This is a genomic window from Romboutsia sp. LXY-2 (assembly GCF_056171995.1).
The window spans coordinates 52,867-77,472 of record NZ_JBKFGI010000016.1; the positions used below are offsets into that span (position 1 = coordinate 52,867).

At 28.6% G+C, this 24,606-nt stretch carries 22 protein-coding genes; 19 read left to right on the plus strand and 3 right to left on the minus strand.

Annotation, left to right across the window (positions count from 1 at the left end; genetic code table 11):
• Window positions 1–253 precede the first annotated feature (253 nt).
• Both ACI48P_RS19840 and ACI48P_RS19845 read left to right on the plus strand, forming a co-directional pair.
• The gene (locus ACI48P_RS19840) at window positions 254–1,681 is read left to right on the plus strand and encodes a potassium/proton antiporter (protein ID WP_475218909.1); all 1,428 of its coding nucleotides are present in this window, start codon (window positions 254–256) and stop codon (window positions 1,679–1,681) included.
• 171 nt (window positions 1,682–1,852) lie between these two features.
• Window positions 1,853–3,118, plus strand: coding sequence for a hypothetical protein (locus tag ACI48P_RS19845; protein ID WP_475218911.1), 1,266 nt, complete (start codon window positions 1,853–1,855; stop codon window positions 3,116–3,118).
• A gap of 36 nt (window positions 3,119–3,154) precedes the next feature.
• Here the strand turns inward: ACI48P_RS19845 and ACI48P_RS19850 are convergent, their stop codons facing one another.
• Complete coding sequence (locus tag ACI48P_RS19850; RefSeq protein ID WP_475218912.1) at window positions 3,155–3,550, minus strand: HsmA family protein; 396 nt, start codon at window positions 3,548–3,550, stop codon at window positions 3,155–3,157.
• A gap of 235 nt (window positions 3,551–3,785) precedes the next feature.
• Here ACI48P_RS19850 and ACI48P_RS19855 point away from each other — a divergent pair, with 235 nt between their 5' ends.
• From ACI48P_RS19855 to ACI48P_RS19895, 9 genes are all read left to right on the plus strand, one after another.
• Window positions 3,786–4,505 carry a response regulator transcription factor gene (locus tag ACI48P_RS19855; RefSeq protein WP_475218914.1) on the plus strand — a complete coding sequence of 240 codons (720 nt, stop codon included), beginning with the start codon at window positions 3,786–3,788 and terminating at the stop codon, window positions 4,503–4,505.
• A 3-nt stretch (window positions 4,506–4,508) separates the two neighbouring features.
• Window positions 4,509–5,903: a sensor histidine kinase gene (locus ACI48P_RS19860; RefSeq protein WP_475218915.1), complete on the plus strand. Its 1,395-nt coding sequence runs from the start codon at window positions 4,509–4,511 to the stop codon at window positions 5,901–5,903.
• Window positions 5,904–6,058: 155 nt separating this feature from the next.
• Entirely contained in the window at window positions 6,059–7,114 is a 1,056-nt protein-coding gene (locus ACI48P_RS19865; protein ID WP_475218917.1) for an ABC transporter substrate-binding protein, read from the plus strand.
• 306 nt (window positions 7,115–7,420) lie between these two features.
• Window positions 7,421–7,762 carry a zinc ribbon domain-containing protein YjdM gene (locus ACI48P_RS19870; RefSeq protein WP_475218918.1) on the plus strand — a complete coding sequence of 114 codons (342 nt, stop codon included), beginning with the start codon at window positions 7,421–7,423 and terminating at the stop codon, window positions 7,760–7,762.
• A 199-nt stretch (window positions 7,763–7,961) separates the two neighbouring features.
• On the plus strand, window positions 7,962–8,609 hold the full coding sequence (locus tag ACI48P_RS19875) for an HD domain-containing protein (RefSeq protein WP_475218920.1): 648 nt from the start codon (window positions 7,962–7,964) through the stop codon (window positions 8,607–8,609).
• Between the two features lie 69 nt (window positions 8,610–8,678).
• On the plus strand, window positions 8,679–9,326 hold the full coding sequence (locus tag ACI48P_RS19880) for a YitT family protein (RefSeq protein ID WP_475218922.1): 648 nt from the start codon (window positions 8,679–8,681) through the stop codon (window positions 9,324–9,326).
• A 193-nt stretch (window positions 9,327–9,519) separates the two neighbouring features.
• Window positions 9,520–11,010: a phytoene desaturase family protein gene (locus ACI48P_RS19885; RefSeq protein ID WP_475218923.1), complete on the plus strand. Its 1,491-nt coding sequence runs from the start codon at window positions 9,520–9,522 to the stop codon at window positions 11,008–11,010.
• A gap of 124 nt (window positions 11,011–11,134) precedes the next feature.
• A complete protein-coding gene (locus ACI48P_RS19890; protein WP_475218924.1) occupies window positions 11,135–12,073 on the plus strand; it encodes an NAD-dependent epimerase/dehydratase family protein in 939 nt (312 codons plus the stop codon).
• Between the two features lie 17 nt (window positions 12,074–12,090).
• Window positions 12,091–12,948: a metallophosphoesterase gene (locus ACI48P_RS19895; protein WP_475218926.1), complete on the plus strand. Its 858-nt coding sequence runs from the start codon at window positions 12,091–12,093 to the stop codon at window positions 12,946–12,948.
• Window positions 12,949–13,036: 88 nt separating this feature from the next.
• On the opposite strand, the gene ACI48P_RS19900 is transcribed toward ACI48P_RS19895, so the two are convergent.
• Entirely contained in the window at window positions 13,037–13,762 is a 726-nt protein-coding gene (locus tag ACI48P_RS19900) for a tRNA 2-thiocytidine biosynthesis TtcA family protein (protein ID WP_475218928.1), read from the minus strand.
• Between the two features lie 199 nt (window positions 13,763–13,961).
• Between ACI48P_RS19900 and ACI48P_RS19905 the strand changes: the two genes are divergently transcribed.
• From ACI48P_RS19905 to ACI48P_RS19925, 5 genes are all read left to right on the plus strand, one after another.
• Window positions 13,962–14,417, plus strand: coding sequence for an S-ribosylhomocysteine lyase (locus tag ACI48P_RS19905; protein WP_475218930.1), 456 nt, complete (start codon window positions 13,962–13,964; stop codon window positions 14,415–14,417).
• A 1-nt stretch (window position 14,418) separates the two neighbouring features.
• Window positions 14,419–15,135 (plus strand): vitamin B12 dependent-methionine synthase activation domain-containing protein, encoded by a 717-nt coding sequence (locus tag ACI48P_RS19910; RefSeq protein ID WP_475218932.1) that lies wholly within the window; start codon window positions 14,419–14,421, stop codon window positions 15,133–15,135.
• Entirely contained in the window at window positions 15,125–17,506 is a 2,382-nt protein-coding gene (locus ACI48P_RS19915; protein WP_475218934.1) for a homocysteine S-methyltransferase family protein, read from the plus strand. The genes ACI48P_RS19910 and ACI48P_RS19915 overlap by 11 nt, the downstream gene beginning before the upstream one ends.
• Window positions 17,507–17,716: 210 nt before the next feature.
• The gene (locus ACI48P_RS19920; protein WP_475218936.1) at window positions 17,717–18,676 is read left to right on the plus strand and encodes a carbohydrate kinase family protein; all 960 of its coding nucleotides are present in this window, start codon (window positions 17,717–17,719) and stop codon (window positions 18,674–18,676) included.
• Between the two features lie 387 nt (window positions 18,677–19,063).
• Entirely contained in the window at window positions 19,064–19,984 is a 921-nt protein-coding gene (locus tag ACI48P_RS19925) for a gamma-glutamylcyclotransferase family protein (protein ID WP_475218937.1), read from the plus strand.
• A 120-nt stretch (window positions 19,985–20,104) separates the two neighbouring features.
• Here the strand turns inward: ACI48P_RS19925 and ACI48P_RS19930 are convergent, their stop codons facing one another.
• Entirely contained in the window at window positions 20,105–21,334 is a 1,230-nt protein-coding gene (locus ACI48P_RS19930) for an aminopeptidase (protein WP_475218939.1), read from the minus strand.
• A 272-nt stretch (window positions 21,335–21,606) separates the two neighbouring features.
• On the opposite strand from ACI48P_RS19930, the gene ACI48P_RS19935 reads away from it, so the two are divergent.
• The 3 genes from ACI48P_RS19935 to carA all read left to right on the plus strand — a co-directional run bounded on the left by ACI48P_RS19935 (window position 21,607) and on the right by carA (window position 24,603).
• A complete protein-coding gene (locus ACI48P_RS19935; protein WP_475218941.1) occupies window positions 21,607–22,422 on the plus strand; it encodes a nitroreductase family protein in 816 nt (271 codons plus the stop codon).
• A 404-nt stretch (window positions 22,423–22,826) separates the two neighbouring features.
• Window positions 22,827–23,543 (plus strand): orotidine-5'-phosphate decarboxylase, encoded by a 717-nt coding sequence (gene pyrF / locus ACI48P_RS19940; protein ID WP_475218943.1) that lies wholly within the window; start codon window positions 22,827–22,829, stop codon window positions 23,541–23,543.
• A 13-nt stretch (window positions 23,544–23,556) separates the two neighbouring features.
• The gene (carA, locus tag ACI48P_RS19945) at window positions 23,557–24,603 is read left to right on the plus strand and encodes a glutamine-hydrolyzing carbamoyl-phosphate synthase small subunit (protein WP_475218945.1); all 1,047 of its coding nucleotides are present in this window, start codon (window positions 23,557–23,559) and stop codon (window positions 24,601–24,603) included.
• The last annotated feature ends 3 nt before the right edge of the window (window positions 24,604–24,606 follow it).

Below are 24,606 nucleotides of genomic sequence, written 5' to 3' on the forward strand. Positions count from 1 at the left end.
TTTAGTGAAATAAAATTATCAATTTGATAAAATTAATTATTTGTGTTAACATAATTATATAACATAGTTAGATTTTAAATAAAACTAACAAAAACCTATCGAAAATACTTTAAAAAACATACCTTATGAATTGAATTCAAATAAATATAAAAATTAAATAATAAAACTTCGTTATCTACAAAAACGTTGATTATAAAATCGTATAAAATTTAAATTTATGCATAAAAACTTAATACACAGAAGGAGGAATTTTATGACAGAATTAATGATAATAAGTGGATTAGTACTAATTATTTGTATAACTTCAAGTAAAGTACTATACAAGTTTGGTGTGCCAATGCTTCTTATATTTATTGTACTTGGTATGCTATTTGGATCAGATGGATTAATTGGAATCTATTTTGATAACTATGAATTGACTAGCCAATTGTGTTCTTTGGCACTAGTATTTATTATGTTTTATGGTGGGTTCGGTACAAACTGGAAAATGGCTAAGCCAGTAGCAGTTCCATCGGTGTTGATGTCATCATTAGGAGTTATAGTTACAGCAGGATTAACAGGATTGTTTTGCCATCTAGTAATAAAGACTACCTTATTAGAAGGAATTTTAATAGGTGCAATAGTGGCGTCTACAGATGCGGCATCTGTATTCGCAGTTTTAAGAGCGCAGAAATTAAACTTAAAAGGCTCATTAGCATCTCTTCTAGAAGTTGAGAGCGGAAGTAATGATCCGATTGCTTATATGATGACTATCATAATTTTGACTATGATGCAAAGTACAGGGGACTTAAGTTTAGGAAAAGTAGCTATTATAGTTGTAACTCAGATTGCAGTGGGTCTAATAGTAGGATTTTTAATTGCGAAGGTTACAGTGTATGTGCTTAGATATTCAAACTTTGAGATAGAAGGTTTTTACACAATATTTGTAACGGCAATTGCAATACTTTCTTATTCGCTTAGTGAATATTTAGGCGGAAATGGATATTTGAGTGTTTATATATCAGGAATAATAATAGGAAATAGTAAAATACCTCGTAAAAAAAGTATGTTCCAATTCTTTGATGGTATTTCATGGATTATGCAAATCGCATTATTCTTTATATTAGGTCTGTTATCTTTCCCATCAAGACTTCCTCAAGTTACAGCAACAGCAATGTCTATCTCTTTGTTCATGATATTAATTGCTAGACCATTAGCTACCTTTGTAATACTTGCTCCTTTTAAATTCACAGTAAAGGAAAAATTGTTTATATCTTGGGTTGGACTTAGAGGAGCAGCATCAGTTGTTTTTGCAATATTTGCAGTAACATTCGGGGTTAATATTGAAAATGATATCTTCCATATAATATTCTTTATAGCTTTATTCTCTGTTGCTATACAGGGTACGCTTATACCTAAGGTTGCAAACTTATTAGATTTAGTTGAGACTGAAGAAGAAAACTCTGTACTAAAAACATTTACGGACTACACAGGGGAAATAAATACTCAGTTATTAGAAGTTGTAATGACAGAAGAAAATAAATGGATAAACAAAAGTATTATGGAAGCAAATATTCCTGAGGAAATACTTATTGTTATGATAAAACGAAATGATAAGATATTAGTTCCTAAGGGATCTACTGTAATAAATGTTGGAGATACAGTGGTTTTAAGTGGTAATAATATAGAAAGTTTAATATAATAGGTGATTTTTAAAGAAAAAATTATATATGATTTTGACCATATATTATGAATAAAACTCATATTTGAAATAAGATGCGGCTAGATAAATACTTAGTACTTATCTAGCCTATTTTGTATTATAATTAGTAAAAGTAAAATATTATCTTGGTATAAAAGAAGAGGATAGACAATGAAAAAGCACAGAAATATTTTGAAAATGACACTTACTATTATCACAGCAATAATCTTTATTAGTATAGGTATAGTAATAAAAGATGTATATTCAATAAGTAATGACAAGTATACAAAAACATATATTAATGAAAATCTAGGGTTATTAAAAAATAAATTAACAGAAGATGAAGAAAATGAGCTTAAAGCATTGTTTACGGTGAAACTTTATTTAAGTGAAAAAAGAATAGATAAAAATAATCTAGAGATAGTAGGTCTTGAGCGAGTAGTATCAACCTATATAGACGAAATATTAAATGAGTATACAATCAAATATGAATTAGAAGGAACGGAATTTGAGTGGGATGATATTCAAAACACTTCTGAAGAAAATAGTACATTAGATAAATTAAAAAATACTTTAAGTAAAGAAGACTACAACACCTTAATAGAGCTATGCAAAGACTATGAAGAGGGAGATTATTCAGCTTTAGAAGTAATTGAAGATCTTATATCTAATTATGATGAAAAAAATAGTGATACAATAACTACTTACTTAACTCAAAGTAGTAATTTAGATTTAGAAGCAGTTTTTAATATAAGTAAAAATCTAGGCTTAAAATATGAAAGTGTAAAAAATATTACCCCTAAAGAATTATCAAAATCTGAAGCTGATACATATGAGAAAATCTGGAGTGAAGTAAGATATATTTTACCAAACTCAGATTTGAAAAAGTTTGATAAGATATTTTTTGCTACAGATGGAGAATATAACGAATTAGCATCTGTTACACCAAACAATTTTGAAGGAAGCAAATGGATAATAAATATAGACCCTATAGATGTAATAAACAATGAAAGAAAGTTGTTTTACGAAACAATACTTCATGAATATTTTCATTATCTAAGTTTAAATGATAATCAAGTAACATATACCTATGACTATGATATGAATAACTATTGTGAAGAAGGAATGGCTTCTAAGGATAAATCATACATAAATGAGTTTTATGATGAATTTTGGAAAGAGATAATAGATGATAGAAACATAGATAGAGAAAATTATTATTTTTATGAAAGACATAAAGATAGCTTCGTAAGCGAGTATGCTTCAACAGATCCAGCAGAAGATATAGCAGAGACTTTTGCATATTTTGTATTAAATGATAAACCTAGTGGTAATAGCGTTAAAGATAAAAAAATAAAATTTTTCTATCAATATGATGAATTGATAAAACTAAAAAAAGAACTACAAGAAAAGATAAATTCGCAAGTAAAAATATAAAAAAGGAGCTAAATAGCTCCTTTTTTATATTTTATATTATCCAGCCATTCCTATAAACATTCCTACAATGTATGGTATTAACCAAATTAACCATACTGTGATGCTGAACTTATGGAAAGTCTCTTTTTTCTTTTCATCATTTTTGTATAATACCCAAGTTGCCCAAACTGCATGGAATATCATTAATACTATTGCTAATAATCCAGTTATTCCGTGTATAGTTTGACTTGTAGCTGAAATTGCTTCTGCTCCAGACTTAGCAATGCTGCTCATAGTTAAAGTACCTATAGTATCACATACTAAACCAAGCCAAAAAGTAATTACATGTTTCTTCGTTAAACTTTTTGATTTTCTCTCTCCAAATACACCTGTTGTATAAAATACTAAAGCTAAAGTAATCGTAACAATTGCAAAAATTAATTTACTATCCATCTTATTATATTCTCCTTAAATTTATATATATATTTTATCTAAGTTTAGTCTAATATTATCATCTTTAATCGATATAAATTTAATCTTAAATCCATCTTAAATATATTATATTATAAAGAATTTAAGGCTTCTTTGATGATATTATATAACTAATGAATAAGGTTAATATTAATATATAGCTAAATAAAGTAGGACGAGTATTATAAAATAAAATATATGGGAAGGAATGTTATATATGAGTAATATATTTGATAAGTATAAAGTTTTATTAATAGATGATGAACAAGATATTATAGATATTTTGGATACTGTGTTGAAGAGAGAAGGTTTCAGCAATATTTTTATAGCTAATAATGGGAATGATGGAATAGAGCTATTTAAAAAAGTAAATCCAGATATTGTATTATTAGATATTATGCTGCCTGATATTAGCGGATACGATGTATTTAATGAGTTAAGAAAAATCAGTCAGGTTCCAATCTTATTTATATCTGCAAAGGGGGAAGAGGTGGATAGATTGTTAGGATTTGCTATTGGAGCAGATGACTATATAACGAAGCCATTTAGTGCAAAAGAGGTAGCATTTAGATTAAAAGCAAGATTGAAAGTATTCGATAATGCTACTAATAATGCAATTAAGAAAAAGAGAATAATTGAGTTTGGAGATATAAAAATAAATGAGGAGACAGGGGAAGTATATAAAAAAGATAAGAGCCTAGAACTTACAGCAAAGGAATTAAAACTATTAATGTATTTGGTAAATAATCCAAATAGAATAATTAGTAAAGAAATGATTTGTAAAGAAGTTTGGGGAGAAGACTTTTTTGGATATGATAATACAATTACAGTACATATAAGAAAACTTAGAATTAAAATAGAAGACATACCATCTAAGCCAAACTATATTACGACCGTAATTGGCTTAGGATATAAGTTTGTAATGAAGGGAGAATAACTTATGAAAGGGAAGCTTGCACTTCATTATTTTGTATCCTTTATAGTGGCATGTTCGGTTATTTTTATTGTAAATATTGCTTTTATGAGAGGAAATATTTATAAACAAGGAACATTATATAATTATCAACCAGATGATATAATATCAACCTTTCAAGAGTATATTTATCTATCAGAAGATAACAAAATATTAGTAAAAGATAAGGGTATAGAATTACTTAAAGAAGATAATATAGGTCTACAAATATTAGATGAAAGTAACAATGAAGTTTTTAATTATAATAAACCAAACACAGCACCTAACTTTTATTCAAATATATCTCTTATAGATATGTATACAGATAAAGAAGAAACTCTATTTTTAAATGAAAAAAAACTAAATGATGAGACCTATACATACTTATTATTTATGGATTCTAATAAAGTAAATAGAATAACTTATACTTATGATGTTACATCGCTTAGAAAAGCACATCATTTTCCATTATTAATTGGAATAAATATAGCCTTAATATTAGTAATGAGCTTTTTATTTACTTCTAGAATTACAAAACCAATAAGTAGAATAATTGATAAAATAGTAAATTTATCAAATGGAAATTATTTAAGGAATAATATTAATGAAGGTATATATTTTAATATAGAGGAGCAACTAAATCAATTAGGGGACAGGTTATATAGCAATGAGGCTGAAAGAAAAAGGCTTGAAGAAATGAAAGAAGAGTGGATTTCCAATATTACCCATGATATAAAAACACCTCTTACATCTATTATGGGGAATGCTGAGATACTAGCAGACACTGAATATGAAATAGATGATGAGGTTAGAGAAAAGTATTGTAATACTATAATAAGTAAGAGTGAGTACATTAAAACCTTGGTCGAAGACTTAAATCTATCAACTAGACTTAGAAGTAATGCCTTGGTTTTAAAGAAAAAGAATACAAACATAGTATCCCTAATTAGGCATGTTTTAATTGATATAATAAATGATGAAAAATATAATCAAAGTAATATAAGCTTTAAGTATTCGCATGAGGATATATATCTAGAGTTAGATGAACAACTAGTAAAAAGAGTTTTTGTTAATCTAATAATAAATTCATTTATTCATAACAATGATGATGTAAAAATTGACATTAATATACAACAATTAGATAACAATCAAGTTGCAGTATCTATAGCTGATAATGGAAAAGGTGTATCTCATGAGGAACTGAATAGTATATTTAAAAGATATTATAGAGGAACAAATACTAGAAAGAAAACTGAAGGCTCAGGTCTTGGAATGGCAATAGCTCACGATATTATAAAAGCTCATGGTGCTGATATTGAAGCTACAAGCAAACTAGGAGAAGGACTAAAAATATATATATTATTCAGTCAATACGTTAGGTAAATGATATTTATAAAATTTGATGATTTTATATCATTATATTTAACTATGAAGAATACATATGTATATTGAAAGTTAAATTAATATTAGATAAAATAGATTGACTTCTTTTAGTTTTGGGTATTAGAATAATCAAAAAATATGGAAGGAATTTTAGTATGAAAAAAGTATCGAAATTATTAAGCTTATTAGTTTGTATAGCCATGATGAGTACATTTTTTGTAGGATGTACGAAAAATTATTCAGAAGAAATAAACTTCTTTAACTATGGGGAAAACATAGATGAAGAAACTGTAAAAGAATTTGAGAAGGAATATGGTATAAAAGTTAATATTGAAACTTTTGATGATATGGAAGCCATGTATCAAAAAATTAGTAGTGGTGGAACCAAGTATGATGTTGTTCTTGTATCGGATGCACTAATGCCAAGAATGATCGAAAAAAATCTTGTTCAAGAATTAAACAAAGATAATATACCTAATATATCTCAAATAGATGAGGACTACCTAAACCTAGAAATAGATCCAGGAAATAAGTATTCAGTTCCTTATATGTTTGGAACAGTAGGACTTATTTATAATAAAGATGTTGTAAAAGAAGAAGTAGATAGCTGGGATATTTTATGGGATGAACAATATAAAAATAAGATATTCATGTTTGATACATATAGAGATACAATAGGAGTAGCTTTAAAGAAACTTGGATATTCTCTAAATACAGCTGACCCAAAAGAAATTGAAGAAGCTAAAGATTTATTACTAGAACAAAGAAAACTAGTAAAACCAATATATGGAGTAGATAATGGAACTACTATGATTCCAGCAGGAGAAACTGATATAAATATGATTTGGTCAGGTGAAGGATTAAACTTACAAGCTGAAAATCCTAACTTAGTATATGTTGTGCCTAAAGAAGGTGCAAACTTCTGGATTGATAGTTTATGTATAACTTCAAATGCTCAAAATGTTGAAGGTGCTGAAAAGTTTATAAACTTTGTAAGTGACAAGGAAAGTGCATTAAGAATAGCTGATGAAATAGGATATACAACACCAAACAAAGAAGCTAGATTAGAACAACCAGAAGAAGTTAGAAACAACCCGAATGCATATATGCCAAAAGAAATAATGGATAGATGTGAGATATACACTGATTTTCCTATGGATGTAAAAAGATTATATGATGATGCATGGCTAAAGATAAAATCTAATAACTAAGTAAAAAAAGAAAAGCTTTATAGCTTTTCTTTTTGTTTGTAAATGTAAATATATAATACAGGATTAGTTTTCTAGTTATAATAATAGATATAAATTGAATAATATAAAATATAGAGTAAGAATGAGTTTTAAAAAGAAGTGATATTGGAATATTTGTAAATATTTATAGAATATGATATTATTAAAGCCGATAATTAACGCCTTATGCTATTTTACAGGTCCGTGGTTAAAAAGAGGATTTAGTAGTATAAGGTTATAAAAATAAAGCATAAAATAAAATTGATATAATAAATGGAGGAATGAAAAATGGAAAATTTACCAAACTGCCCAAAATGTAATTCAGAATATACTTACGAAGATGGAAGCCTTCTTGTTTGCCCAGAGTGCGCTCACGAGTGGTCATTAGAAGCTACAAATGAAGAAGAAAATGTTATAAAAGATGCAAACGGAAATGTACTACAAGATGGAGATGCTGTTACAGTAATCAAAGACCTTAAAGTAAAAGGAAGTTCATCATCTATAAAAATAGGAACAAAAGTTAAGAGTATACGTTTAGTTCCAGATGCTGCAGATGGGCATGATATAGAATGTAAAATCGATGGTTTCGGAGCTATGAAGTTAAAGTCTAGCGTTGTTAAAAAAGCGTAATAAGAACTTTAATAACTAAAATAATAGAAGCTTTAAAAGTATAATACTTACTAATAAATAGAGAGCTAGGCAATATGCCTAGCTTTTTTACGTATAAGGGATTACAATTTTGAACAATAAACTACAAGGTTTCATATGAAACATGGTTATAATACACAAAATAAGGTAATATAATAAAAAAATATATAAGGAGGCAAATATGGACATAAATCAGATAATAGAGAATACAATTATTTTTGTAAAAAAAGAGCTTGAACATGATACAACAGGTCATGATTTTTGGCATATACACAGAGTAAACGAAATGGCTAAAAAAATAGCATTAGAAGAAAATGCTAATATATACATATGTGAACTAGCAGCTCTACTACATGATGTAGCAGATGGTAAGTTAGTAGCAGATGAAAAAGAAGGATTAAATAGAGTAAGGAGTTTTCTAAATGAAAATAAAGTGGAAGAAAATGATATAGAACACGTTATGGAAATTATATCAACCATGTCCTTTAAAGGTGGCAACAATAAAGAAATGAAAACTTTAGAAGGTAAGATTGTTCAAGATGCGGATAGGCTAGATGCTATAGGCGCAATAGGAATAGCCAGATGTATGTGTTATTCAGGGGCAAAAGGTAGACCTATATATGAACCAAATGAAGAAATAAGAGAAAATATGACAATAGAAGAATATCGAAGTAATAAAGGAAATGCAATAAATCATTTTTATGAAAAGCTATTTAAGCTTAAAGATAGTATGAATACTAATACAGGTAAAAATTTAGCAGAAGATAGACATAAGTATATGGAAAAGTTTTTAGAACAATTTTATAATGAATGGGAAGGAAAAATATAAAAAATAACTGTTAAAAACTTAAAAAGTTTGATATTCTAAATAAGCGACAAATTTTGAAAGGAAAGTGACATGAAGAAACAAAACATAATAAATTTAGTAAAAGACTATGTATTAATAACGTTAGGTGTTATTTTAGTTGCATTTGGTGTACAGTATTTCTATGCTCCAAATGAAATCGCTGGTGGTGGGTTGAGTGGATTAGCATTAGTAATAAGCCACTATATTCCAAATTTATCAGTTGGTACAATAATATTTTTAGGTAATTTAATTTTATTTGCAATAGCTTTCATATTAGTAGGAGGAGATTTCGGGGTTAAGACTATATATGCAAGTTTTGCTCTTTCTGTAGTTATGGATTTAATGGAAAAAGTATTTAACTCACATGCATTAACAGAGAACTTACTAGTAGCGGTAGTAGCTGGAACATTAATAATAGCAAGTGGATTAGCATTAGCATTTGCCTTAAATGCATCCACTGGGGGAACGGATATACTTGCTAAAATTTTAAATAAGTACTCAACGTTTAATATAGGAATTTCTTTATTATGTGTAGACTTATTTGTTGTAATCTGTGGAGGATTAACTTTTGGATTAGATAAAGGTGTATATTCTTTAATAGCAGTAGTTATAAATGGATTACTAGTAGATAAGGTAATATTAATGATAGAGAAAAAGCAACAAGAAAAGATATTAGAAGAAGAAAATCAAGCAGCATAATATATAAAAAGTCCTAAAGTGAATTTATCACTTTAGGACTTTTTTGCATTTAAGAAAGTATTCCTAGCTAGTCAGAAGTATTAATATTTATTTATTAATTATGTAAGTAAATTAATTAATAAATAAATATTAATAGTTTTACAAGGCATAATAAATATATTATTAATTATTTGGTAATTAAAGGAGAGTATCTATGAAAAAGGTAATAATTGTAGGGGCAGGTATTGGTGGTCTCTGCTCAGCAATAAGGTTATTAAAAAATGGATATAAAGTTACTATCTATGAAAAAGAAAATACAGTGGGTGGCAAGATTAATATAAAGCAGAATAAAGGTGCAAAGTTTGATCTTAGTGCGTCGTTATTAATGACACCGCATATATACACAGAAATTTTTGAATATGTAGGAAAAGACTATAGAGATTATATTGAATTGATTAAGGTAGACCCTATATACAGGGTAAACTATTATGATGGAAGTTCTTATGACTTTTATAGTGACATAAGAAAGATGATAGATACCTTAGAATATATGCAAAAAGGATTATCAGTTGAATATATGGATTTTCTAAACAGCTCTTACAAGAAATACCTAACGAGTAAAGAGAATTTTTTAGATAAACCAATGGTTAATAAAGAAGAGCTTCTAAATATGAATAGTATAAGCAACTTATTAGATATTAATCCTATTTCAAATACAGATAAATATATTCACAATAAAATAAGCAATCAAAAATTAAGAGAATATTTAATATTTCAATCAATGTATATAGGAACAAATCCTTATACTACATCAAACCTATATACATTAATACCGGCTATATCACATGCTTACGGATTATGGTATGTAAAAGGTGGATTTTATAAATATATCCTGGCACTAGAAAAACTTATAAAGGAATTGGGCGGAGAGATATATACAGGAAAAGAAGTAAAAGAAATACTAATAGAAAATAATTTAGCAAAAGGTGTATTAATTGATAATAAAATTTATATGTCGGATATTGTAATATGTAATGCTGATTTTCCTTATGCTGTTAAAAATTTATTTAATGATAATCTAGATGAGGGTATATACACATCTAAAAATATAGACAAAAAAGATTACTCATGCTCTGTGTTTACTATATATTTAGGGTTAAATAAAAAGTATAAAAAATTTAAAGTACACAATATATTTATAAGCGAAAAATTTAAAGAAAGTATAGAAGATGCTTTTGAAGGGAGATTACCGCATATGCCTTCAATATATGTATATTGCCCGAGTGCTTTAGATTCAAGTGTTTTAGGGGAGTATAAACAAATACTAAATGTAGTGGTAAGAGTACCTAATTTAAAAGCTAAAAACATAAGTTGGGATGAAAATACAATATCTGATTTAAGGAATACAATAATGGCTGAATTGAAGAAAGCAAAAGATTTAGGGGATATAGAAGATTATATAGGGTATGAAGAGTATCTAACGCCTTTAGACTTTGAAAAAAGCTTTAATTCTTATTATGGAACTGCATTTGGCTTAAGTCATAAGCTAAGTCAGACAACATACTTTAGACCTCATATAAAGTCTAAGTATATAAAAGGCTTGTATTACATAGGTTCATCAACACATCCAGGTAATGGTGTATCTGTAGTAATGGATGGAAGTAAGTTAGTAGAACAAAAAGTAAAAGAAGATTTTAATAAATAGGTTAAAAAAACTAAAATATATCATTGAGAAAAACATAACAATAATAGGCAAAACTAACTAATGAAGGTGCTAAATTTATGTGTTATCATTGTAGCAGAGACTTTTTTAAGGGGGATAATTAAAGATGAAATCTATCTTAGTTATGGGTGGAAGTGATTTTATAGGATCATCACTTTCTAAGTATCTAATTAAATGTGGCTATAGCATAGACATAATGACTAGGTGTAAAAGAGAACTAGAATATAAAGGATATAGAGAACACATAGTATGTAGTAGGCAGGATAGAAGTAAAATGGAAGAAAGTCTAACCGGGAGAAGTTACGAGTTTATTTTTGATATGACCGCATACTCTAAAGAAGATATAAAGAATCTTCTAGATTTTGTAGATCATGAGTGTCTAAAAAAATATGTTGTATTATCTTCTGGAGCAGTTTATAAAGACAGTAGCACAAGAGCAAAGGAAGACTGTGAAAAAGGTGAAAATAAAAATTGGGGAAGATATGGAGTAGACAAAAAAGAAGCTGAAGACTACATTGTAAATAGTAATATTCCATATGTTATAATAAGACCAACTTATATATATGGAGAACATAATAATTTCTATAGAGAATATTATTTCTTTGAGAGAATTTTACAAGAAAAAACTATACCAGTACCAGATGGTGAAAATGTGGTAACTCAGTTTATATATATAGATGATCTGGTAAAAGTATTAGAAAGTTTAATCCACAAGCCTAATGTAAGGGAAGCTTATAACGTAACTAATCCACAGCTTATATCGTGGAGAGAACTTATAGAAACCTGTGGAGAAGTTGTAGGCAAAGAGCCTATAATAAAACTTGTGGATATAAATAAAATAGAATATGATGAAAGAACCTACTTCCCATTTAGAAATATAAATTATACTTTAGAAATAGATAAGTTAATTGAGCATGGATTATATATACCAAATGTATTTCTAAAAGAGGGATTAGAAAAAACTTTTGATTGGTTTTTAGCAAATAATCCAAAGTTAGAAGATGCTAAAATGCATAAGGTAGAAGACATCGTAGGAATAATCTAAAGAATAAGGAGAAAAAATTGATAAATAAAAATAAGAAAATATTTAAGTTTGTAGTAATATCACTTTCATTACTGATAATATACTCTGCAATTATAGAGCCTAATTTATTAGTAATAAAAAAATACAACTTAAATAAAGATGGAAATCTTATTGAAAAAAAATTAGAAGAAAATGAAAATAATAAAATCCTTAAAGTAGTTCATATTAGTGATACTCAAATAGGATATTTTTACTCTGCAAAAAGACTTAAAAATTTATCTAAAAAAATTAATAATTTAGAGCCAGATTTAGTCGTATTTACTGGCGACTTAATTGACTACTCTAATAAAAATCCAGACATAGAAAAAATAACAGAAAACTTATCTAAGATAAATGCTAAGATAGGTAAATTTGCAGTGTTTGGAAATCACGATTATATGTATGATTTGCCTAAGTACTATGAGCAAATAATGAAAAATTCAGGATTTGAATTACTGGTAAATGAAAATAAATCTATTGATTTGGGCGATGGAAATTATATTAACGTAGTAGGATTAGATGAAAAATTAAATGGAAAACCTGCTGTAGAGGAATATGATGAAAAAATGAATCCAAATGATTTTAATTTAGTTTTATTACATAACCCAGATGTAGTAGACGAATTTAAAAACGATAAGATAGATTTAATGCTATCTGGTCATAGTCATGGAGGTCAGGTAAGTATTCCCATTAAGGGGGCTTTACTAACTCCGCCATATGGTAGAAAATATACAAAAGGTTTTTATGGGGTAAATGGAAACAATTTATTTGTAACATCTGGATTAGGTAGTACAAAACTTCCTTTTAGACTTTTAAATATACCTGAGATAATAGAATTTAGCATTGTTTTTGAATAAATAAAAAGTACAGCTTTGATAGAGTATTACCTTTATAGGCTGTACTTTTTACGTATTAAGAAATTATGATTTATTATTAAAATCTATTTTACTTAATTTTATCTTTGTCCCATATAAATAGTTTCTCTGGATTATTTAAAGCGCCAAATATATTTTTCTTAACACCTGGCATTTCTTTATTTAATCTATCTATAAATTCTTTCATATCTTGTCTTTTAGTATGACCATTAGCTGGGCAAGGATTTTGTATTACAGGATAGTTAAATTCCTTTGTGGCTTTTTTAGTCATATATTCTTCGATATAAATCATTGGTCTTATAATAGTTAAATCTTGTTTATCCATATGAGTTTTAGGTGAAAAACAATTTACTCTTCCTTCATAGAACATAGACATTAAGAAGGTTTCAACAGCATCATCCTTGTGGTGTCCAAGGGCTACCTTGTTACAACCTAATTCTTTAGCGTTAGAGTTTAAAGCCCCGCGTCTTAAATTTGCACATAAAGAGCATGGATTTTTTTCTTTTCTAATATCAAATACAATCTCTTTTATATCTGTTTGAATTTCATAAAATGGAACCTCTAAATCTTTACATAACTTGTGAAGTGGAGAATTATCTACTCCTCCTGGGTTTAAAGTTATTGCAATAAGTTCAAAATTTTGAGGTGAAAATTTTTGGTAATTTTTTAATATATGAAGTAAAGTTAAGCTGTCCTTTCCTCCTGAAAGACCAACAGCTATCTTATCATTTTCTTGAATCATATCAAAGTCTTGTATAGCTTGACGAGCTTTACTAAGAAGTTTTTGCATAGTCATTATGTTTTGACCTCCATTTTTAATTTTAAATGAATAACTAAAATAGTATAACAAAATTATACCCACTTAACAACGATGATAAAATTTAATGAATATTTAGAATTTAACACAAAAGTTGATGATAAGTATATAATTTGAAGTATAATAATATTACCGTGGAAATATACGAAAATTTCATCAAAAAATTGGAGGGGTAAGAATGCAAAAAGTAGAGAGTTTTAAACTAGATCATACAAAGGTAAAAGCACCATACGTAAGAAAATGTTGTGTATTAGATGGGGAAAAAGGGGATAAGGTAAGTAAATTTGATTTAAGATTTTTGCAGCCTAATAGAGATACATTTGGTACAGCTGCATTACATGGCTTAGAGCATTTATTAGCTACATATTTAAGAGATACACTAGATAATGTAATAGATTTATCTCCAATGGGATGTAGAACGGGATTCTACTTAATAATGTGGGGAGATGTAGAAGCAAGTGCTGTAAAAGATGGTTTAGAAAAAGCTCTAAAGATGGTATTAGAAGCGACTGAAATGCCTGCTGCTACAGCTATAGAATGTGGTAATTACAAAGATTTATCTTTATTTGGTGCAAAAGAATATGCTAAGGAAGCATTAGATAAAGGGTTCTCTCTAAATATTTACGGAGAATAATATGAATATAGATTTAAAAAATCTAAATATTAATTATGATGAGGTTTTAAGATACTTAGAGTACAACGGGCAAAATCTAAGTGAAGGCCTTAAGGAAACAATAAATCAATGTATAAATATTACAAAGAATAAGATAAACCCTCGATATATTTTGAGGGTTTATCCTATAGAGAGAAAGATTACTATAAATACTAAAGGGAATGAAGTATTTATAGTAAAAATAAAGGGAAGCAATGTAGAGTTAGAGAGTAAAGATATATTTAATTTACTAGAAGGCTGTAGTGAATGTGCATTGATAGCTACAACCTTAGGAGTAGAGATAGAAAGAGAAATAAGAAAGAATACATACAGTGATTTAACAAAGGGGATAATTATAGATTCATGTGCAACTACAGCTATAGAAGAAGTTTGTGATTGTATAGAAAATAATATAAAAGAGGATTTATTAAAAAAAGGAAAGTATATAACTAGTAGATATAGTCCTGGATATGGAGATTTACCAATAGAGGCAAATGCGCATATTATTAATCTCTTAGGTACTCAAAACAGAATAGGGCTTACCATTACAGAAAATAATATTATGATACCTAGAAAGTCGGTAATTGCAATAATAGGTATATCAGAAGCTAAAAAAATAAATAATAAAAAATCATGCTTAAGTTGCGATAAATACCATGATTGTAAATATAGAAAAGAGGTTGAGGATTGTGGAAATTAGAGAATATATTAAAGATAATATATTAATATTTGATGGAGCTATGGGAACTATGCTTCAAGCAAAAGGATTAAAAATAGGAGAAAATCCAGAAGTATTTGGATATAAAAATCCAGATAAACTTATGGAAATACATAAAGCATATTTAGAAGCTGGATCAAATGTAGTAACAACAAATACTTTTGGTGCGAATGAACTAAAGTTAGATAAATTAGGATATACAGTTGAAGAAATAGTTGATAATGCAATATGTAGAGCTAAAGAAGCTATAAATAGTGTAGATAAATCAAAACCTAGATATGTAGCTCTTGATTTAGGACCCATAGGAGAAATGTTAGAACCTATGGGCACATTAAGTTTTGATAAAGCTTATGAAATATTTAAAAGACAAGTAATACAAGGTGAAAAATCAGGCGCAGATGTGATTGTAATAGAAACAATGATGGACCTTTATGAAGCTAAGGCAGCAGTTTTAGCAGCTAAAGAAAATTCTAATCTACCTGTATTTTGTACTATGACTTTTGATGAAAATGGAAGAAGTTTTACTGGATGTATGCCAGAAAGTATGGTTGCTACAATACAAGGTTTAGGTGTAGATGCTATAGGAGTAAACTGTTCATTAGGACCAAAACAACTTCTACCTATAGTAAAAAAAATAGGAACTATTGCTAAAGTACCGGTTATGGTTCAGGCTAATGCAGGACTTCCAGATATTATTGATGGTCAAGCTATATACAATGTTGGAGAAGATGAGTTTTTTGAAGGAGTCCAAAACTTTGTCAGTGTAGGAGCTTCTATAATAGGTGGCTGTTGTGGGACAAATCCAAGTTTTATTAAGAAAATCTCTGATAATATAGATAAACTTAAAAAAGTAGAAATAGAAAAAAATAATGATTGTGTAGTTTGTTCACCATCAAAGTGCCTTGTTATTAATGGACCAACAGTAGTAGGAGAAAGATTAAATCCAACAGGAAGAACACTGTTAAAAGAGTCTTTAAAAAATGAAAGTTTAGATTATGTAATTAACTTGGCTCTAGAACAAGTAAAAGATGGAGCTCAAATTCTAAATGTAAATGTAGGCTTACCAGAAATAGACGAAAAGAAAATGATGCCTAAGGTAATCAAAGAGATTCAAGCAATTATTGATACTCCATTACAAATAGATTCATCAAATATTGAGGCATTAGAGTCAGGTGTAAGATACTATAATGGTAAAACAATTGTTAACTCTGTAAATGGAAAAGAGGAATCTTTAGAAAGTATTCTACCTATCGTAAAAAAATATGGATCAGGGGTAGTAGGACTTGCATTAGATGAAAAAGGAATACCGACTAGTGCAGAAGGAAGATTTGAAATAGCAAAAAAAATAGTTGATAGAGCTATTAGCTATGGAATAAATAAAGAAGATATATTTATAGATTGTTTATCATTAACAGTATCAGCGCAGCAAGAAGAAGCAATTGAAACCTTAAAAGCAATAAAAATGGTCAAGGAAAAACTAGGAGTAAAAACTATATTAGGAGTATCTAATATATCTTTTGGTGTACCTAATAGAAAAGCTATAAATCATACATTTTTAGCTTTGGCACTAGGAGCAGGGTTAGACTTAGCGATAATAAATCCGAATGAAGAATCTATGATTGAAACTATAAATTCATATAAAGTGATAAATAATCTAGATAAGGGATGTATAGATTATATAAGTAAATACTCAGATTTAAATAATAGCAAAAAAGAAGTAAAGAGTAAGAAAGAAGGCTTGTCTTTAGAAGAAATCGTGGAAAGAGGTCTAAAAGAAGAAGCCAAAGATGTTACGAAAGCATTATTAAGTGAACATAATGAAAACTATTTATTAGATAAAATACTTATACCTACTTTAGACCAAATAGGTAAGAAGTATGATTGTGGGGAAATTTTCTTGCCACAATTAATACAATCAGCTGAAACTGTAAAAATATCTTTAAATGTAATCAAAGAAAAACTACAATCAGAAAATGATAACAATGTTTCTAAAGGAAGAATAATAGTAGCTACAGTAAAAGGTGATATTCATGATATAGGAAAAAACATAGTTAAGATAATGCTAGAAAACTATGGATATGAAGTTATTGATTTAGGAAAAGATGTGCCTATAGAAGATGTTGTAAAAGTTGCTAAAAATCAAGATATAAAGTTAGTAGGCTTAAGTGCTCTTATGACTACAACAGTAAAAAGTATGAAAGATACTATAAAAGCACTGAGAGATTCTGATATAGATACAAAGGTTTTTGTAGGAGGCGCTGTACTAACAGAAGAATATGCAAATGATATAGGTGCAGATTATTATTCTAAAGATGCAAAATCAGCAGTTGAAATAGCAAAAATTAGCTTTTAATATCAGGAATAAAATATTTTAAAAACATAATAGTAATGATTAAGTATATAAGTTAAGTGAATTTTTTATAGGAAATTACAAAAAATAGAGGTATAACCTCTATTTTTTTGTAAAATTATGTATAAATAAGAATAAAGTGCGAAAAATGTAGAAAAAGCTCGCTAGTTTGTGATAAAATAGGTAGGTGATTCTTACGGGAGGGTGCTAATAATGATGGAAAATAAAGATCTGTATACGTTGGTTTTCGGAGTATCGGTTTTTGATATATGTGGATTTACAGATAATAATTATAGATGCAATGACTCTAATCCAGGAAAAGTAAAAACTTCTTTTGGTGGAGTTTGTAGAAATATTGCGGAATGTATGGCAAGAGTTGGTGTTAATACAAAGTTTATATCTATTTTAGGTGATGATGAGGCTGGAACGAGAATGCTAGAGCACTCTAAAGTTATGAACTATGATATGAGTGACTCTTTAATAATAAAAGGTGGGCATACTCCTACATACATGGCTATTTTAGATGAACAAGGTGAAATGGTCTCTGCTGTTGTGGACATGAAAATAATAGATATGTTTACAACGGAATTTATAGATTCAAAAGCTGAAATAATAAAAAATTCAGAGTATATGATACTAGATGCAGATAGGCCTGATATAGTAGAATATATAGTTACAAAGTTTAGTGGACATACTAAATTTATATTAGATCCGGTTTCTGCAGCAAAAGCGAAACACGTGAAACATTTAATAAAATACTTCCATACAGTAAAGCCAAATAGATATGAGGCTGAAATAATGTGTGGGTTTAAAATAAAAAGCGAAGAAGATTTAAGAGCAGCAGGTAAGTACTTCATCGATTTAGGAATAAAGAATGTATTTATAACATTAGATGAAGATGGAATATACTACAACGATGGAGTAGTAGAAGGAAAGATAAAAGCTAATAATGTAAAAGTAGTTAATGTTACAGGAGCAGGAGATTCTTTTGTAGCAGGTATATCTCATGGATATATGAGTAATAATAATATAGTTGATACTGTGAAATTTGCAATATCGATGTCTACTATTACAATAGCTACAGAAGATACAATACACTCAGACATGAGTTATGATTTAGTTAAAGAATATGTAGAAAAGATAGATTGGACAGAAACTGAATATCTTAAATAAAAAACATATTTTATAAAAAGATTACTATATATAACTCGAATTATGTAGTATAATAGTAATGTATTTGGTAGAAATTAATCTATTTGGGATTAATTAATATAAACAAATTGTCGTCAACATAGAAAAAGTTTGGGAGAAATTTATATTTCAACCAGACTTTTTTTATTTGCAAAAATAATATATAAATATATTTGAAAAAATTATTTTTTCATTACTCAAATCCAATATATAGTATATTGACATAATTTGTAAAATTTGTTATTTTAGATAAGGTTAAGTTTAGTCTAGATTAACTTAATACTTACAAACATAAAACAAATATATAGATAGTTTGTAATATCTAGGCATATTAAACTTGTAAAGATAAAAATAAATTGGAGGCAGTATATGAAAAAAATATTATTAGGGGTGTTATCTTCAATATTGATGCTTACTCTTGTAGGATGTAGTGCAACTAAAGAAGAAAATATCGAAAAGGTATTTGTATATGGGAGCTTAAGAAGCGACATGTTCAATTATGATGTTTATTTAAACGGGAAAGTTTCAGAGAACCAAAAGGCAACCATAAAAGGTGATTTATTTCACTTAGACAATAAAGGATATCCAGCTATAGTTCCAGGTGAGGGAGAAGTAGTTGGAGAATTAATGACATTTAAAGATTTTAAATCAACATTAAAAGACCTTGATGAACTAGAAGCTTATGTAGAAGGTGAAGAAAAAGAAAATGAATACAATAGAAAAGTTGTAGATGTAACTCTTGAAGATGGTACAGTCGAAAAAGCTTATTATTATGAATATAATCCATCTGCTGATTATAACAAAGATGATAAATTAATATCTGTTGAATCAGGTGATTGGAAAGAATATATGGAAAGTATTGAGATTAGTAGAGTATTTGTATATGGTAGTTTAAGAAGCGATATGTTTAATTATGATTTATACTTAGATGGAAAAGTTGAAGAAACGATAAAAGGCACAATCGAAGGTGACTTATTCCACATAGAAAACAAAGGATATCCAGCTGTAGTTCAGGGAGAAGGAGAAGTAGAAGTAGTTGGAGAACTAATGACATTTAAAGATTTTGAATCAACACTAAAAGACCTTGATGAACTAGAAGCGTATGTTGAAGGTGAAGAGAATGAAAATGAGTATAATAGAAAGATTGTAAATGTAAAAATTTCAGAAGGTACAGTTATAAAGGCTTATTACTATGAATATAATCCACCTGCACAATATAACAAAGATGATAAATTAGTTCCAGTTGAAAGTGGAGATTGGAAAAAGTATATGGAAGATACTGAAAAATAAAATTTAATAACTATGGATGTACTAAAAACATCTTATAAATAGAAAATCTAGTTAGAATAAGAATTAATTATATCTTATTCTAACTAGATTTTTAATTTTTATATAAAAATATATATTTGCTTAGAATGCCCAGTTTCCATCTTTAAAGATTTGCACTTCGTCACCATCATAAGTTATTCCTACTATATTCATATCAGGAGAACCTATCATAAAGTCAACATGAGTTAAACTATTGTTTACACCGTGAGCATCTAACTCTTCATCTTTTAACTCATCACCGTTTTCTATATTAGTTCTGTAAGCAGCACCAAGAGCAAAGTGACAAGATGCATTTTCATCAAATAATGTATTGAAGAAAACTATATTAGTATCAGATATTGGAGATTTGAAAGGTACTAGTGCTACCTCTCCTAAGTAGTGAGAACCTTCATCTGTATCAATAAGCTTTCCTAAAGTTTCTTTACCTTTTTCAGCAGTAAAATCTACTATTTTACCATCCTTGAAAGTTAAAGAGAAATTATCTATAACATTTCCTCCATAAACAAGTGGTTTTGTACTATAAACAACACCATCAACCTTAAATTTATGAGGCATAGAGAATACTTCTTCAGTTGGCATATTTGCATTAAATTGAACTCCGTTTGGATCTTTTGAAGCTCCACTTAACCATTTATGTCCTTTTGGTAATTCCATTACTAAATCAGTTTTTGAAGATTTAAACTTTAAAGTCCTAAAGTTTTTATCGTTTAAGAATTCCATTCTTAATTTTAGATCAGCATTATGCTTTTTCCAAGCTTCTATTGGATCTTCATTGTCTACTCTAGTACATTTGAAAATAGCTTCCCAAAGTTTATCTACAGCTTCTTTACTAGATACATCTGGGAATACTTTTGTAGCCCAAGATTCTGTAGGTATAGATACTATACTCCATTTACACTTGTCAGAAAGAGTATAAGATCTCCATTCCTTAAGAGCCATAGCAGATGCTTTTTGGAAGTTAGCTACTCTTTGAGGATCTACGTCTTTTAATAAATCTGGATTTTGAGCATATACAGTTAAGAATGCTCCTCCTTCTTTTGCTATATCCACATATTGGTCAGATATCCATCTAGGGAACTCATTAAAAGTTTCTTCTGGTGCATTTAAGTATTTTATTAAAGTAGATTCTTCATCAGACCATTCGATGTGTACGTTTTTAGCTCCACATTGATAAGCACACTTTAATACATTTCTTACGAAAGGTGCGCATTCGATTGGTGATCTTACTAATAAAGTTTGTCCAGGTTGTATATTAACTCCAACCTTAACGGCTAATTCAGCGTATTTTTCTAAATTTCTATTAAAATCCATATGATATCCTCCTGTTTGGTAAATATTAGTATGTACTATAAATATTATAACACTAGTTATATTGTAAGGCAGAAATAATATAAAAATACTAAAAATATAATACTTTTTATTATTAAAAACTATACAAAAATATACAAAAAAATTTATAATATAAAGATAGGATTAATATATTTTAAGGAAAAAATAAAAATATATTATATAAAGATAAAATTAATGATAAAGCATATTAAAATGTAGAAGTTATTGATATAAATTCGGTTAGGAGGAAGTAGATGGAGTTATATAATGCTATTTTTTATAGAAAGTCTATAAAAAGCTACTCTAATACAAAAATAAAAGCACCATTAATGGAAGAGGTCAAGAAGGTATGTAGCAATATAACTTATCTAAATGAAGGCTTAAATATTAAGGCTCATGTTGTAGATAGAGGCCATTTAATACATTTTCTATTGGGGAAAAATTGTAAGGTTAAAGCACCTCATTACATATTAGTAACATCTAATAAAGGTGAGGACTACCTTCAAAATATTGGATTTGCAATGGAAAGTGTTGTTTTACAATTAACAGCACTTGGTCTTGCAACATGTTGGGTAGAATGTACTTTAAAAAGGGATGATGTTGAAGAATTTGTAGATTTAGAAAAGATTGATGAAGAAAACGAAGAAATAGACTTAAGTAATATTGAAGAGCCATGTGCAATAATTGCATTTGGATATCCTGAGAAGTCAGAAGAACTATTTAGAAACTTAGAAGCAAAAGCTGACAGAGAAAAAATTAAAGATATATCGAAAAAAGTAGATTCAAACTGGAATACATGTTTAGAAGCAGTGAGAATGTCGCCATCAGTAAGAAACTGTCAACCATGGTTTTTTGTAAATGACAAAAAAGGATTCCATCTATATGAAAGAAATCAAAAGAAATCTATAGCTGACATGAGTAAGATAAGTATGGGGATAGCACTTAGACATTTTGACTTGGCTTGTGAAAAAGATGAGATTGAAGTTGAGTATGAGAAAATAGAAGCAAAGAAAAGAATAGGGAAAGAATACTTTGTTAGTATCTTCAAAAAAATAGAGACACAAGATTAATCGCAATTAATAAAGAACAAGTAAAAGAATAGTTGACATTAAAAGGAATAAGTGTAATAATTGTATAAAAGATAAAGCTTTAATATATCCCAGAGAGGATATTAAGTAATTAAAACTTACAAAAATAAAATTCCTTGAAGTTAGTCCAGAGAGGCTGAGAAGGTTGTATAACTATATTCGATTGTACTTATAACCTCTAGCCTTATAGCTAGAGGTTTTTTTAAAACATATAATTATAAAAATAAAATAAAGTCTTTTAAAATAGTCCAGAGAGGCTGAGAAAGATATCTATAAGTTATTCGGCATACAATGAATTCGCCAATAGATAAAATCCTTATACCTCTTTAGGTGTAAGGATTTTTTTAATATGGATAACAAGGCTTTATTAAAAAGGAGAGGTTAATATGACAAGAGGACAGGATAAATTAATAGTAGCAATAGACACTAACGAATTTGATAAAGCTAAAGAGTTAATAGATGTATTAGAAGATAGCGTAGACATATTTAAAGTAGGTCTTGAACAATATGTAGCGACTAGAGGTAAGACAGTAGATTACTTAAATGAAAAGGGTAAGAAAATATTCTTAGATCTTAAGTTCCACGATATACCAAATACAATGCAAAGCGCAGTAAGAGCAGCGGTAAGAGACAGAGTATGGTTAATGACAATACACGTATCTGATATGGAAGGCATGAGACAGTGTGCAATAGCTGCTAAAGAAGAAGCAGAAAGATTAAACATACCAAAGCCAATAATAGTAGGGGTTACAGTATTAACATCATTAAGTGACCAAGACTTACAAGATATAGGATGCAACATGACTACTGAAGAGTTAGCTATAAAGAGAGCTAAGTTAGCTAAGGAATCAGGAATAGATGGAATAGTTTGTTCAGCTCAAGAAGTTGATAAAATAGTAGAAGCTTGTGGAGAAGATTTTGTTAAAGTATGCCCAGGTATAAGACCAGCATCAGCAGAAGCAGGAGACCAAAAGAGAGTAGTAACTCCAAGTGAAGCGATAAACAAAGGAGCTAGCTACTTAGTTGTTGGAAGACCAATAACTAAAGCTCAAAATCCAAAAGAAGCAGCTCTTAATATAGTAAGAGAAATAGAAAATGCTTAGGAGGTAGGTTAATATGAAGGGGAAATTAATATTACAAGATGGAACAGTATTTGAAGGGAAAGCTTTCGGATATTTAAAAGATAGCGTAGGGGAAGTAGTATTTAATACTTCAATGACAGGATACGGAGAAGTATTAACAGATCCTTCTTACTATGGGCAAATAGTAACAATGACATATCCACTTATAGGTAACTACGGAATAAACCTAGAAGACGTTGAATCAACGGGAGTACACGTAAAAGGGTTTATAGTTAGAGAAAAAAGTGACGCACCTAACAATTTTAGATGCGAAATGGACATAGATACATACTTAAAGCAAAATAAAGTAATCGGACTTGAAGGGATAGACACAAGAGCGTTAACAAAGATATTAAGAAACAACGGAACTATGAAAGGTATAATAACTTTAGAAAATGCATCTTTAGAAGATGTTCAATCTAAGTTAGATGCTTTCTCAAATACAGAAGCAGTTAGAACTGTTACTAGAAAAGAAGTAGAACACATAAAAGGTGATGGGGCTAAGGTAGCAGTTATGGACTTTGGTGTTAAGCAAAATATATTAAGATCTTTTAAAGCAAGAGGATGTGATATAACAGTATTCCCAGCTACAACTAAGCCAGAAGATATATTAGCTATAAACCCAGATTTAATATTCTTATCAAATGGACCTGGGGATCCAGAAGATTTAGAAGATGTTATAGAAAACATTAAAGAATTAATAGGTAAAAAACCAATAGTAGGTATATGTTTAGGACATCAGCTTTTAGCTTTAACATTAGGTGGTCAAACAGGAAAGCTTAAGTTTGGACACAGAGGTGGAAATCATCCAGTTAAAGATTTAGAAGAAGGAAAAGTATTTATTACTTCTCAAAACCACGGATACTATGTATCAGAAATGCCAGAAAATATGGAAGTTACTCATATAAACTTAAACGATAATACAGTAGAAGGTATGAGACACAAAGATTTACCAATATACAGTGTTCAATATCATCCAGAGGCTTGTCCAGGACCAAAAGATAGTGATTACGTATTTGATAAATTCTTAGAATTAGTATAAGTT